The sequence below is a fragment of the Hydrotalea sp. genome, from assembly GCA_030054115.1.
Taxonomy (GTDB): Bacteria; Pseudomonadota; Alphaproteobacteria; order JASGCL01; family JASGCL01; genus JASGCL01.
Genome location: JASGCL010000038.1, coordinates 1 through 12,320, shown reverse-complemented (window position 1 = coordinate 12,320; position 12,320 = coordinate 1). Strand labels below are relative to the sequence as shown.

Below are 12,320 nucleotides of genomic sequence, written 5' to 3'. Positions count from 1 at the left end.
CCTGCGACCGCGAGGAAAAATACGCCGCCATCGCCAACCTGCGCTTGCAGGAATTAACAAATATAGCGATAAATATGGAATTAAGGGTTCATTAACTAATTGCAGGAAGCAAAGAGGTACAAAAAATGACAAAGATGTTAAATGACATATTGAAAGCAAGGTTGCAAAAAATTATTAGCGAAAACGCTAATAATTTTCCAGCATTGCCACGAAAAAAGTTAGAAGAACGTCAGATGTCCTATGCTTTTGTTATTTATTCGGTGCAAAAAATTTTAGACTTAAGCACTCAAGAGGCTATGAGATGCATAACTGACGGCGGAGGAGATAAAGGGATTGATGCAATATACGTAGATGAGGAAAGCGAATCTGTTCATTTTTTTTCTAATAAATTTCATCAAAATGCAACGGAGAAGATGTTTCCGGAAAATGATCTTACATTGTTGAATAATAGTATTAGAATAATAATGCGACAAGAAAGCCCCGCCGCTTTTTGTAAATTATTTAATCAAGCCAATGCACTATTAAAAGAAAAAATAAACGAAATCAGTGCTCTGATTGGTAAAAGCCATGATATATTCGTCAATATCTATACGGTTGTTAATAGCAATAGGGATGATGTTATAAAGGACGATTGGCGTAGTTTGAATTATACAAATTATCAGTATTGCCCTTATGGGTTGCCGACCTTAATGAGTGAGGAAGATGAATCATTGCCTATTACTTATTCAATTAATTCTGATGATGAAAAATTATATAAAAAAGAAATAAGCAATCCAGATATGCAAGCGTACTTTTTAAGCTTGCCGGCGATAGAACTTGCGAAATTATATGAGCAAGAAAAAGAAAAAATGCTAGCAAATAATATCAGATATTATTTAGGAAAAACAAAAATAAATAAAAAAATCAAACAAGCAATAGAAAAAGATGATAATAAAAGTCTTTTTTGGGCATGCAACAATGGTATTTGCATAATCTGCAAAATTGTTAGCTCAACGCCGGACAGCAATCATAAAAATAAAATAAAATTGGTTAACCCAAAAATTATTAATGGGGGGCAGACCACAAATGCCATTTATGAAGAATATAAGAATAACCCTGAGAAATTAAAAGGCATCTCTGTCCCCGTCAGAATTTATCAAACCAGTGATGATGATATAATAGCTAAGATTACCGAAGGATTAAATAGTCAAAATAATATATTTTCTCGTGATGTAAAATCTTATAATCCAATACAAAAACAAGTTGTTGAGTTCTTTAAGCAAAAAAATATCAATCTATCAGTAAAAAGAAAAGAAAAATTTGATAATGATAATACCACAATATCAAATGAAGTGGTTTTTCAATCTTATATTGCTCTATATGAAGGCAGGCCATCAGAAGCCAAATCCAGCAAATCAAAAATATTTGAAAACGATTTTGATGGGGTGTTTGATGGAAGTAAACTAAATATACATTTAGAGTTTTATAGAAGTTATGAATTGTATAAGATTGTTGAGGATAAGGAGAGCCAACTAAAGAAACAATCGACCAATAATTTTATTCAACATGCGGATTTTGCATTGATTTATTCAATGGGAAGAATTGACCCAGCAGTGAAAGATGCCACTATTGAATTTAAAAATATTCAAGATTTATATAATAAATCTTTAAAAATTATTAAAAATATTGTTAAAGAACAGAAAAAAAAGCTAAAAGGAAACTATTCTCATAATAATTTATTTAAATCTAATGAGATTAAAAATTTGATTGATAAGAAAATAAAATAAAAAATAAAACATGAAATCGGTCATTGTGGTTTTTGATGGTAGCAATCGGCAAGACGACCTGGCGCGCGCCATTCTTGCCGCCACTGGTCAGGCCGCCATTTTTCAACCGGCATCGGAAACCGCCCTGCCGCCGAAAACCGATTTTGTTTTTTTGCCCGGCGGTTTTTCCTACGGCGATTATTTGCGGTCGGGGGCGATGGCCGCCAAAACCCCCATCATGCGCGCCGTGAAACAATTTGCCGGTGGCGGCGGACGTGTGTTGGGTATTTGCAATGGGTTCCAGGTCTTGTGCGAATCGGGGCTCCTCCCCGGGCTCCTCCGCCCCAATGCCCATGGCCAATTTATCTGCCGCTGGCAAAAACTGAAACCCGAATCAAATTTTATAAAACTTTTTGGCGCATCGTCTGTTACCCTGCCCATCGCCCATGGCGACGGCAATTTTCAAACCACCGACGACGATGTAAAAAAATTGCAAGACAGCGGCCAAATCCTTGCCTATTACGACGGCAACCCCAATGGTTCGGCGGGCGATATCGCCGGTGTGTGCAATGAAACGAAAAATGTTTTTGGCATGATGCCCCACCCGGAAAATTATATCGCCGATTTTCAAAACCCAAATCCCGCCGCGCCAACCAACCCCAACCAAGCAAAAGACGGCCTGGCGTTTTTTAAGAATTTTTTTTCTTAATGGGCTTCGCGGGTTTTTTCTTGCCGCCCGCCGCGTCGCCGCGCCACAATAACGGCGTCAGCAACAACAACATTATCATCAACGGAAACATCGGTTGAATATAACGCGCCTCATAAACCGCGACCAAGGCCAGGGTCAGCAAATACCCCTGCGCCGCCACCGCCAACAGGCACGGCAATAACAACCGCGCCGCCCGCGCCGATAATTCGCCGCCAAATAATCGCCGTAAAAACACCACCGCAAAATAACCAATGTAACCCCATGACAACACAAACCCCAAGGTCCATAAAATCGTGTAACCAAACCGCGCCGCCGTCAACCACGGCAACATGGTGGGCGTGGCCGTTGTGTAATTGCCGTTGGGCAGGGCCTGCGCCACGTCATAGGCCTCAGCAACATGTTGTCGCTCGGTGGGTGAAAATTCATTCCGCTTGCGAAGCTGTTCATAATTTTCACCGCCAGTCATTTTTAACACATTGCCAAGAACCGTGTCGCGGTAACCAATGAAACGCACAATGTCGTGAAAACTTAATTGATGGGTCGCGGCCGCCGCCAACAATGTTTTTTTGTAAAAGGCAATGAAGTCCGCGTAATCGTGGTTAATCGATTGTTCCTTGTTATAAATTAACGTCGCCATCACCTTGGTCAGGACATTTTGATAATGGTCGTCCTTGGCAAATAAAAAATCATAACCATGGAACGACGCATTGACGTAATTGCAAGCAAACAATTTCAACGCCGGCCATTTGTTGGCCATGAACACCGCGCGGGTATATTGGTTTTGCGCTGGCTCATCAAGATAGGGGTCGAGCTTCACCTCACGCGCCGGTTTTAAAAAACGCACGCGGTCGGCGTCAGAAAAAACATCGGCCTGCAAAAACCCATTGCCCCACCATCCCTGTTCGCCCCAAATAACATAATTCACCGCCAAACGTTGATAGGCCGCGGTCACGCAATAACGCGCCGGCAAACCATCAACCAACGCCCGTTCGTCGCGGTATTTGTTTTCATAAAACCGCCACACGCGGTCAAAATAACTGCCGGCTGGAAATGGGTTGGTGTGCGCCACGCTTGCCAACATATTGGCGTTACCATACAGCAACGACGCCGAAAGGCTCTGCGGTTGGCGGTTCAGCCAGCGGTCGAATATTTTTTGCGTCAGGTTAAAGCCGACAATAATCAACAGTGGGTAAAGCAACAGCGGGTAAAGTAATTTTTTGCCTTCGCGGTAACGCCACCCAAACACCATGATGTAAAAAATTGGCAACAACATGATAAACGGCAACCCCGCTGGCCGAAACAGCAACGACGCGCCAATTGCCCAGCCAACCCGTTGCCACGATTTCACGTCGCGCGGCGCCAGCCACAGGTCGATAAGCATCGCCGTAATCAAGATAACGAACGAACAGAATATCGAATCGCTTAATAAAATATAATGCAGGTATTGCGTGTCCCAATTGCCGGCCACCAAAACAACCAACAGCAACACCAACCAATTATATTTCTTGCCGTGGCCAAGTTTGGCCAATAATTTGGCGAAGCGGTTGGCCAACAACCAAAGAGCCCAGAAAAAAAACGGCAGTTGGATAATTTTAACCGCCGCGTAATTTTGAAAAACCAGGGCGACAAATTTTAACACCACGCCAAACCCCAATGTCCGCCCCGGGTGAAATATCAGGTAGGTAATGGTGTCGCCCATGCCGACCGCATCCTCGGGGAATGAAACGGCCAACAGCAAAAACAACCCATAAACCAGCAAAAACCCATAGGAAAAAAACATCCACCTATCGTCGCGGTATAGTCGCCGTGCGCCGGCCATGGTATTATGCCAGCGGCCACGCAAGCCCGCGCCAAATGATTTTTTTGTTTTTAAAGTGCTTTTCATGTTCTTATGGTTTTGTCGGTCAGCGGTCATTGTTCTCGGCGTAGGATTTTATAACAGAACGCGATGTATAACCTTAAATAGCCTCCACCATAGCCCCATCATATTTGCGCTTACCGCCATCCCCCCCGCATAAAATAATTGCAGGCCTAAGTCAATAATCAAGCTTGCCCTCAAGCAGCGAAGCGATAGGGCTAATTATATTGACCTTCCACCTTGTAATGCCCCATGACATTTGATAATCACTTTAAAGTAACTTTTTGCCCTATTTCATGCCGACCCATCTTTCTGAAGCCGATGTTTTTTCTGTCGCCGCCGGTTATGGGTTGCGCGCCGATGAAACAAAAAAATTGGTGGCGGCGCAATTATGTCGCCACAAACGCCCGCCCACCATCACCGAAATTGCGGTTACCGGCGCATTATGGTCGGAACATTGTTCTTACAAATCCAGCAAGCTTCATATCAAAAAACTCCATTTTGCCGAACCCTGGGTCATCACCGCGACCGGTGAAAATGCCGGCGCGATAGACATCGGCGATGGTGACGCGGTGATTTTTAAAATGGAAAGCCACAACCACCCCAGTTACCTCGAACCATTCAACGGCGCGGCGACTGGCGTTGGCGGTATCCTGCGCGATATTTTTACCATGGGGGCGAAACCAATCGCCAATGTCAACGCCCTGCGGTTTGGCGATATCGACGACAAAAAATTTGGCCAGAAAATGAAAAACCTGGTGCTGGGGGTAACGCGCGGCATCAGCCATTATGGCAATTGCGTCGGCGTGCCAATGGTGACCGGCGAAACCGAATTCTTGCCCTGTTACAACGGCAATATATTGGTCAATGCCATGACGGTGGGCTTGGTGCGTAAAAATGCCATGGCATCGGCCGTGGCGCGCGGGGTTGGCAATTGGGTGGTGTATTTGGGTAGCAAAACCGGCAGAGACGGGGTTAAGGGCGCGGTGATGGCCAGCCAAGAATTCGCCGGCGACGACGATACGTCGGGCAAACCGGCGGTCCAGGTCGGCGACCCATTTGCCGAAAAATTATTGATGGATTTATGCTTGCAACTTATCGCCGACAAAAAATTTATCGCTATCCAAGACATGGGGGCGGCCGGGTTGTCGTCGTCGTCGGCCGAAATGGCGGATAAGGGCGGGGTCGGCATCACGCTGGAATTGGATGAAGTGCCAATGCGCGAGGCCGATATGAAACCCGAGGATATCATGCTGTCGGAAAGCCAGGAACGAATGTTGGCGGTCATCGACCCAGATAATTTTGACGCTATCAAAAACATATTTTCGCAACATCATTTGGATTGCAAAAAAATTGGCGAGGTCGTGGCCGGCAACAATTTGGTGTTGCGCATGAACGACGAGGAGGTTGCCAACCTTGAAACCAATTTATTGGTGGGGGAGGCACCGCTTTACGACCGACCACAAAGCAAACTGCCCGCGCCGCTATTGCTTAGCCCATCGGAAGATAATGAAAGCAACGCCGCGCCAGAAAAAAACTTGGCAACATATCTTGAAAAATATTTCGCCTCGCCGTTTGGTGCGGACAAATCATTCATCTACCAACAATATGACAGGTTGGTGCAGGGCAACACGATATTAACCAGCGGCGAGGCCTCGGCCGGTGTGATAAAAATCCCCAGCATCGACGACGACAAGCCGCAACAAAAGGCACTTGCCATATCGTCGCACGGTGACCCATTGCTGTGCCAAGCCGACCCAGCAGTTGGCGGGCGCGCGATTATTTTGGAAACCTACCGCAAACTTTGCGCGGTGGGGGCGCGGCCATTGGCCTACACCAACAATCTTAATTTTGGCAACCCGGAGGACCCGGCCATCATGGCGGCCTTCGCCACTATTTTGCAAGCGATGGGCGATGTATCGCGCTTATTACATTTCCCGACCATCTCGGGCAATGTCTCGCTCTACAACCAAACGGCGGGTAAGGATATTTATCACACGCCGGTCATCGGCGGGGTGGGGGTGATAGCCGATTATAAAAACGCCATGGGTTATATTTTGCCGCACGCACCACAAAATTTATGGTTAATTGGCGATGGCGCGCAAACCAACCTTGGCGGCAGTCGTTATTTATTTTTAACGCGCGGCGAAAATAAATTTGCCCCACCGGCGGAATTGTTTGACGCCACCAGCGAAAAAACCCACGGCGATTTTGTGCAACAAATCATCACCGCCAACATGGTAACGGCCTGCAAAGCAATTGGCGGCGGCGGGTTATTGATTGACGCCATCACCATGGCGCGCGCACATGCCATGACATTGCAATTGGCAAGCAATGACCTATCGCCCAGCCAGCTGTTCGGCATCGGCGGGGCGCGTTACATCATCGCCACCAACCAAGGCGACAACAGCGTTGAACAACGCGCCAATTCCGCCAACATTCCCATCGCAAAACTTGGCACCGCCACCCCGCAACATGACGGCAATGACGCGCGGTTGATTATCGGCGGGCAAAGCATTATATCATTATTGACCATCAATAAATTACGCCAACAATTAAAAAATAAAATTTACAAATAACCATGCCGGTCAGCCGCGAAGACATCCTTGCCGATTTAAAAAAATCATTCCCAAATGCGCAGGTCGTGTTGACGCCGCTGGTCGACGACGACGACCATTGGAAATTGGAAATTGCCGCCACCGAATTTGCCGGCCTGTCGCGGGTGCAACAACATCAATTGGTCTATCGCGCCCTGAACCAAAAATTGGCACGCGACCTTCACGCCTTGCAATTAATCACCAAACTGCTATAATGAAAAAAATGAACGATATTAAAAAAGACATCGAAACCACCATCAAAAAAAACCCGGTGGTGCTGTATATGAAGGGGAATAAACAAATGCCGCAATGCGGTTTTTCGGCCGCGGTGGTCGGGGTGCTCAATCACTACGGCGTTGAATTTCACGATATCAATGTGCTGGCCGACGCCGAATTGCGCCAAGCGATAAAAGACTTCAGCCAATGGCCGACCATTCCGCAACTTTATGTCGCCGGCGAATTTATTGGCGGTTGCGATATTGTGCGCGAAATGGCGCAATCGGGCGAATTGGCCGCCCTATTCGCCGACAAGGGAATCGCGGTTAAGAGTCAGTAAAATCAAGGATTCTTATTAAAGTAAAGGCCCCGAAAGTTTAATAAGAACTTTACCTATTTTTTAGGATAAAAAAGAATTGAACGCTTATGAAAATCGATAAAGATTTTATTGAGGAATATTCAGCAGAATATCCTAACTACACCACATATGATAAGGGTGATGTCGAGTATAATTATTTAATAAATCAAATCAAAAAAGATAAAAACGTTAGCAAAGATGTTTTTGCACGCATTTGCCTTTGGAAATCTGGCGGCGATGCTTCATACTGCCCAGTAAAATCTAAACACTTTAATAATTTTAATGTTCTTTATAAAGATAGAATTGATAAGGCTACAGAATTTATAAACGCTACGAAGGTTGAGACTGACGAAAGGGGAATAGAAGCGTTAATAACAAAGGCAATAAATATACTGGATGAAGCACCTGGTATTGGTGTGGTTTACGCCGCTACGATTTTACATTTTATTTTTCCTGATGAAATTCCGATAATCGACAGGCATGCAATTGGCACACTGAAAAGCGCGGATAAATTGAATAATAATTTTCCATTAACGGGCATAGAAATAAAACATTTTATTGAATTTAAAAAAGTCATCTTCGAAATTAAAAAAGAAAATCCTACATGCTCCTTGCGAGAAATTGATAGGGCGTTATATACTTATGATAAAACTATTTAGTTGCTTTCCGCTCCTTCATAAAATAACTCGCGGCAATCGCCAATTCATAAAGTAAGATAAGCGGCACGGCCAGCGACACCTGGCTCAACGGGTCGGGCGGCGTCAACACCCCCGCTATGATAAAGGCAATAACAATCGCGTAACGTCGGTGCTTTATCAACCACGCGCGGGTAATCACCCCCAATTGCAATAACAAAATCAACAGCACCGGCGTTTCAAACGACAGGCCAAACGCCAACACCAATTGCAACACCAACGACAAATAATCGCTGACCTTGGGTTGAATCTGCACCGCCATGTTGCCCGCCGCCGTTGGCAAATTGTTAAATTGTTCAAAGCTCAAGAAAAAATCCCACGCGGTCGGAATAACCAGAAAATAAACAAACGCCGCCCCCAACAAGAAAAAAAACGGCGTCGCAAATAAAAAAAACGCGAAGCTCTTTTTTTCATGGCGATACAACCCGGGCGCAATAAACAACCAAAGTTGCAACAGCAAAAACGGCATCGCAACAATCACCGCGGCGTAAAACGCCAACCGCACATTGGTGAAAAAAATTTCGGTCAGGTTGGTGGCGATCATTTTGTGGTTAATGCCATCGCCGCCCTGTTGTTGCCACGCCGCAAACAATGGTTCGGCCAACCAACCATAAATATCTTTCGCAAAATAATAACAACCAAAAAACGCAATCAACAACGCCGCCAAACACCAAAACAACCGCCGCCGCAATTCCAACAAATGGCTTAGCAACGACATGGTCGATAATTTTTCGCCGCGCGATTTCGTCGCCGCCGTTTCGCCGGTCGCCGTTTTATCGGCAGTCAATTTTTTCGCCGTTGCGGTTTTCGCGGGGGATGTTTTTGCCATGGTTTAAGCTCGCTCGTTAATTTTGCGCTTAGGCTGTTTGACCTTACCGCCGGCCTTGCCACCAATTTTTTTTGGCGATTTTTTCTTCTTCGCCAATGCCGGCTCGCCGGCGGTGCTATTGCTTGGCGGCGCGATGGTCGGTTCGATAACCTCAACCTCGCTTAGATTTTTTATCGCCGGTTTTTTCATGGCCGATGTTGCCTGCTTGATATTATCGCGCGTTTCAACGTCGATGCCGGCGGCGTCGATAATTTTATTTTTTATATCGTCGGCGTGTTTTTTGGCGTCCATTTCATTTGCCATGTCCTCGAACATGGTTTGAAATTCATGCGCCATCAATAATATTTTGCGCCACAGCGCAACCGCGCCGCGCACCAACGGCGGCAAATCCTTTGGCCCAATCACCAACAACCCGACCACCAACACCACCAACCATTCTTCGCCACCCAAGCCAAAGAACGCCAAATGGATAGGGTATTCCACCGCCATCAGAAATTATTTCTTGTCTTTTTTGTCGTCACTGCTTAAATTTTTTTTAAAATTTTTAAGACCAGTGCCAAGGTCGCCCATGATGGACGACAATTTGCCGCCGCCACCGAACAACACCAACACAACAATCAAAATAATCAGCCAATGCCAAATGCTAAGCCCGCCCATGATACTTGCCTTTCCATTTATTTTTTTTTAATTTTATCGCCGTTTGTGCCGGCATAACCGCCGGCGCGTCCCCTTTTTGTCACCTTTTTGTCCCGTGCCTTAACCCTATCATAAAGCCCCCAAAAAGAAAAGTGAAAGAAAAGCGAAGGGCGGGCGCCACCCCCGCACCCCCCCGCGTCGCCCCACCAACCTCCCCACCAAAACCCATGACCAAAACCCCTGATGCCGCCCGCCGAAATCAAAAAAACTATTCATAGATGCATTATTATTTCCAGCCCTTTTTATTTGTAATCCGCCCCCGCCACCGGTGCATTTGATTTTTCTGTTTTTTTATGCTAGCTATAGCAGTCGCCGCAACCAGCCTTGCCATGGAAAGACCAGGCCAATTGGATGGGACAAAGAGATATGGGATAGATATTGCATAAGGGATATTGGGATAAAAAAACGAGGACATAAATAAGGGAGAACGATAGGGGAAAATAATGACAAAGGCCAAGGTCGCAAACAAAATTCTTGATAGAAAAAGCCTCGCCAAGCACCTTGCTGGTGCGGGCAAAAACATGGGGGCCGGTCGCGGCGGCAGTAACGGCCGCGGTATGAGCAGTGGTTTCCGCCGCGCCCCGTTGAAGAAGGAAGATTTAAAACGCGGGCCGATTGACCCCACGTTGGAAACCCAAGACCTAACCCGTGCCAATTTGCAAGACGGCAGTTTGGTTGTCTACCCCAGCCACGGTGTGGGCAAGGTGTTGCGCATCGAACAGCGCGATGTCGGCGGCGGCATGACGGTCGAATTGGTGGTGGTGAATTTCGACATGGAAAAATTAACCCTCAGCCTGCCGATAGAAAAGGCAAAAAAAGACGGCCTGCGCACTTTGTTATCAAAAACACAAATGGAGCAGGTGTTAAAAATCCTGCGCGGCAAGGGCAAAATCAAACGCATCATGTGGGCGAAACGGGCACAAGAATACGAGGCCAAAATTAATTCGGGCGACGCCAGTTTGGTGGCCGAGGTAGTTCGCGACCTTTATCGTCCGCCCTCCAAACCCGAACAATCTTTTTCTGAAAAACAATTATTTCAAATCGCGGTCGAACGGCTGGCGCGCGAAATTTCGGCCATCGAAACGCTTGACCTGCCGGCCGCCACCGAAAAAGTCCACGGCATCCTCCACCGCGCCAATGCGTAGTGGTGGCGCGAATAAAGAATTAATATTATTAAGACTCTCATAGCGAGGCTTGACAAAGTAAATTTTCTATTGAATACTATTCGTTATGAATAACATTATTGAGCCAACCAAAATTCCAAGGGAATCCTTGCCTAATTTACTGCCAGAGCATAAGGATGCTATCCAGACATCCCAATTTACGCTCGTGAGGACAATTGAGGGCAAGTCTAGTGTGCGCGATGCTAAATTTATAATTATTTTTCAAAAAATGAAATATTATCTTTCGGAGAAAGGTGATATTATTGGTAATATGCCACTAAAAGAAGATGAAGAAAAAGATTATAATGGGACACCAATAAAATTTTTTGAATAATGTTTAAAATATGTACATTTTGCAAAAAGATAAAGTTGCAGATAATGCAAAATGGCTTTTTATTTGTGGAAAGGAAGCTGGGGATAGATTTATCTATGATATAATAAATTCTGCTAGAGCAATTAAAGATTATCAAGGCAAAAAAGATGATAATTTTTATTACCTAATACCCAACAGCGAAGCATTTCGTAATCATTTTTTTGAAAATGGTTTAAAAATCACTTCTGATAATTATTTTGAATTGACACTTCCTAACCTTGATAAGATTGTGGCCGCCCAGAGACAATTATCTTTTCTTGGGTGCGTTGTTTCCTCACATGGATCTGTTGAAGGCGGCATAGATGAAATTATAAACCCTAATCATTTAATAAAAAAAATTTCTGATATTAAGGGGTTAACTAGCGGGCTTGTATTGCTAGGACAATGCTTTTCAGGAATTTTTAATTTACCTAATCAAGATAAAATTTGTGTGATAGGTGCTAGTAGTTTTTATCCATCTATCAGTAGAGCTCAAATTGATGAAAAATGCCACTGGATTGCTAATGTTTTTCTTTATTATTTTTCTCAATGGATAAAAAATCCTCAAGATATTGATGGTGACGAAGAAAAAAGTATCGCGGATGCCTATAAATACACGACTTACCATACCAATAAACTATTGCTAGAGGACAGGCGAGAAAAATCCAAAACATTTGATGAGTGGTGTATAAAAAAGTACACAACTATCAAAAATATGGCTGATATGCGTCAAAAGCAACTTTTTATGGGAGCTCTTAACCAAGAAATCGAAATGTATCACAATCATCAGGAGGCGTGGATTTCTGATTTAAAGCTTGGATTAAAATTACTAATACAAGATTAAAGTTATTTATTTTTCAAGGATGACGGGCAGAGTGGTTTTTGGCGACGGAGCAGGGCGCAAATTTTCGAGAATGACGGGGTAAGAGACGAACCCACCCAAAAAATATCTCCACCGCTGGCGCGGTGTTCGTATTTTTATCCCCAGTCGGCGGCTGAAGACCGCCGACGAGGCTTTACACGATTTTTTAATAATTAAAAATTGTGCTTGACATCGCCCATTTTGTTCTATATTTGTATTTTATATGTTCTTTATTTGTTC

At 44.8% G+C, this 12,320-nt stretch carries 13 protein-coding genes; 9 read left to right on the top strand and 4 right to left on the bottom strand.

The genetic code is table 11. The features are described from left to right. Window positions 1-125: 125 nt before the first annotated feature. On the top strand, window positions 126-1,766 hold the full coding sequence (locus QM529_06535) for an AIPR family protein (GenBank protein MDI9314312.1): 1,641 nt from the start codon (window positions 126-128) through the stop codon (window positions 1,764-1,766). Window positions 1,767-1,776: 10 nt separating this feature from the next. Continuing rightward, entirely contained in the window at window positions 1,777-2,454 is a 678-nt protein-coding gene (gene purQ / locus QM529_06530; GenBank protein MDI9314311.1) for a phosphoribosylformylglycinamidine synthase subunit PurQ, read from the top strand. Here the strand turns inward: purQ and QM529_06525 are convergent. Further along, window positions 2,435-4,339 carry a hypothetical protein gene (locus tag QM529_06525; GenBank protein ID MDI9314310.1) on the bottom strand — a complete coding sequence of 635 codons (1,905 nt, stop codon included), beginning with the start codon at window positions 4,337-4,339 and terminating at the stop codon, window positions 2,435-2,437. The two genes, purQ and QM529_06525, sit on opposite strands and share 20 nt — an antisense overlap. Before the next feature lie 269 nt (window positions 4,340-4,608). Here QM529_06525 and purL point away from each other — a divergent pair, with 269 nt between their 5' ends. From purL to QM529_06505, 4 genes are all read left to right on the top strand, one after another. Beyond that, a complete protein-coding gene (gene purL / locus QM529_06520) occupies window positions 4,609-6,891 on the top strand; it encodes a phosphoribosylformylglycinamidine synthase subunit PurL (protein ID MDI9314309.1) in 2,283 nt (760 codons plus the stop codon). A 2-nt stretch (window positions 6,892-6,893) separates the two neighbouring features. After that, the gene (locus QM529_06515) at window positions 6,894-7,124 is read left to right on the top strand and encodes a BolA/IbaG family iron-sulfur metabolism protein (GenBank protein ID MDI9314308.1); all 231 of its coding nucleotides are present in this window, start codon (window positions 6,894-6,896) and stop codon (window positions 7,122-7,124) included. 8 nt (window positions 7,125-7,132) lie between these two features. Beyond that, window positions 7,133-7,465: a Grx4 family monothiol glutaredoxin gene (gene grxD / locus QM529_06510; protein MDI9314307.1), complete on the top strand. Its 333-nt coding sequence runs from the start codon at window positions 7,133-7,135 to the stop codon at window positions 7,463-7,465. Between the two features lie 86 nt (window positions 7,466-7,551). Next, window positions 7,552-8,142, top strand: a complete 591-nt coding sequence (locus QM529_06505; GenBank protein MDI9314306.1) for a hypothetical protein — start codon at window positions 7,552-7,554, stop codon at window positions 8,140-8,142. Here QM529_06505 and tatC read toward each other — a convergent pair. From tatC to tatA, 3 genes are read right to left on the bottom strand one after another with little or no spacing between them, the layout of a single operon-like run. After that, a complete protein-coding gene (gene tatC, locus QM529_06500) occupies window positions 8,135-9,007 on the bottom strand; it encodes a twin-arginine translocase subunit TatC (GenBank protein MDI9314305.1) in 873 nt (290 codons plus the stop codon). The two genes, QM529_06505 and tatC, sit on opposite strands and share 8 nt — an antisense overlap. Window positions 9,008-9,010: 3 nt before the next feature. Beyond that, on the bottom strand, window positions 9,011-9,496 hold the full coding sequence (locus tag QM529_06495) for a twin-arginine translocase TatA/TatE family subunit (protein ID MDI9314304.1): 486 nt from the start codon (window positions 9,494-9,496) through the stop codon (window positions 9,011-9,013). 6 nt (window positions 9,497-9,502) lie between these two features. After that, window positions 9,503-9,664 carry a twin-arginine translocase TatA/TatE family subunit gene (tatA, locus tag QM529_06490; GenBank protein MDI9314303.1) on the bottom strand — a complete coding sequence of 54 codons (162 nt, stop codon included), beginning with the start codon at window positions 9,662-9,664 and terminating at the stop codon, window positions 9,503-9,505. Window positions 9,665-10,146: 482 nt separating this feature from the next. Here tatA and QM529_06485 point away from each other — a divergent pair, with 482 nt between their 5' ends. The 3 genes from QM529_06485 (at window position 10,147) to QM529_06475 (ending at window position 12,062) form a co-directional block, all read left to right on the top strand. After that, window positions 10,147-10,848, top strand: a complete 702-nt coding sequence (locus QM529_06485; GenBank protein ID MDI9314302.1) for a CarD family transcriptional regulator — start codon at window positions 10,147-10,149, stop codon at window positions 10,846-10,848. Window positions 10,849-10,933: 85 nt separating this feature from the next. Beyond that, the gene (locus QM529_06480; GenBank protein ID MDI9314301.1) at window positions 10,934-11,200 is read left to right on the top strand and encodes a hypothetical protein; all 267 of its coding nucleotides are present in this window, start codon (window positions 10,934-10,936) and stop codon (window positions 11,198-11,200) included. Between the two features lie 19 nt (window positions 11,201-11,219). Beyond that, window positions 11,220-12,062 (top strand): hypothetical protein, encoded by an 843-nt coding sequence (locus QM529_06475; GenBank protein MDI9314300.1) that lies wholly within the window; start codon window positions 11,220-11,222, stop codon window positions 12,060-12,062. The last annotated feature ends 258 nt before the right edge of the window (window positions 12,063-12,320 follow it).

Coding starts and splice junctions, on each gene's coding strand:
- QM529_06535 (MDI9314312.1), top strand. CDS start 126: ATGACAAAGATGTTAAATGACATATTGAAAGCAAGGTTGCAAAAAATT.
- purQ (MDI9314311.1), top strand. CDS start 1,777: ATGAAATCGGTCATTGTGGTTTTTGATGGTAGCAATCGGCAAGACGAC.
- QM529_06525 (MDI9314310.1), bottom strand. CDS start 4,339: ATGAAAAGCACTTTAAAAACAAAAAAATCATTTGGCGCGGGCTTGCGT.
- purL (MDI9314309.1), top strand. CDS start 4,609: ATGCCGACCCATCTTTCTGAAGCCGATGTTTTTTCTGTCGCCGCCGGT.
- QM529_06515 (MDI9314308.1), top strand. CDS start 6,894: ATGCCGGTCAGCCGCGAAGACATCCTTGCCGATTTAAAAAAATCATTC.
- grxD (MDI9314307.1), top strand. CDS start 7,133: ATGAACGATATTAAAAAAGACATCGAAACCACCATCAAAAAAAACCCG.
- QM529_06505 (MDI9314306.1), top strand. CDS start 7,552: ATGAAAATCGATAAAGATTTTATTGAGGAATATTCAGCAGAATATCCT.
- tatC (MDI9314305.1), bottom strand. CDS start 9,007: ATGGCAAAAACATCCCCCGCGAAAACCGCAACGGCGAAAAAATTGACT.
- QM529_06495 (MDI9314304.1), bottom strand. CDS start 9,496: ATGGCGGTGGAATACCCTATCCATTTGGCGTTCTTTGGCTTGGGTGGC.
- tatA (MDI9314303.1), bottom strand. CDS start 9,664: ATGGGCGGGCTTAGCATTTGGCATTGGCTGATTATTTTGATTGTTGTG.
- QM529_06485 (MDI9314302.1), top strand. CDS start 10,147: ATGACAAAGGCCAAGGTCGCAAACAAAATTCTTGATAGAAAAAGCCTC.
- QM529_06480 (MDI9314301.1), top strand. CDS start 10,934: ATGAATAACATTATTGAGCCAACCAAAATTCCAAGGGAATCCTTGCCT.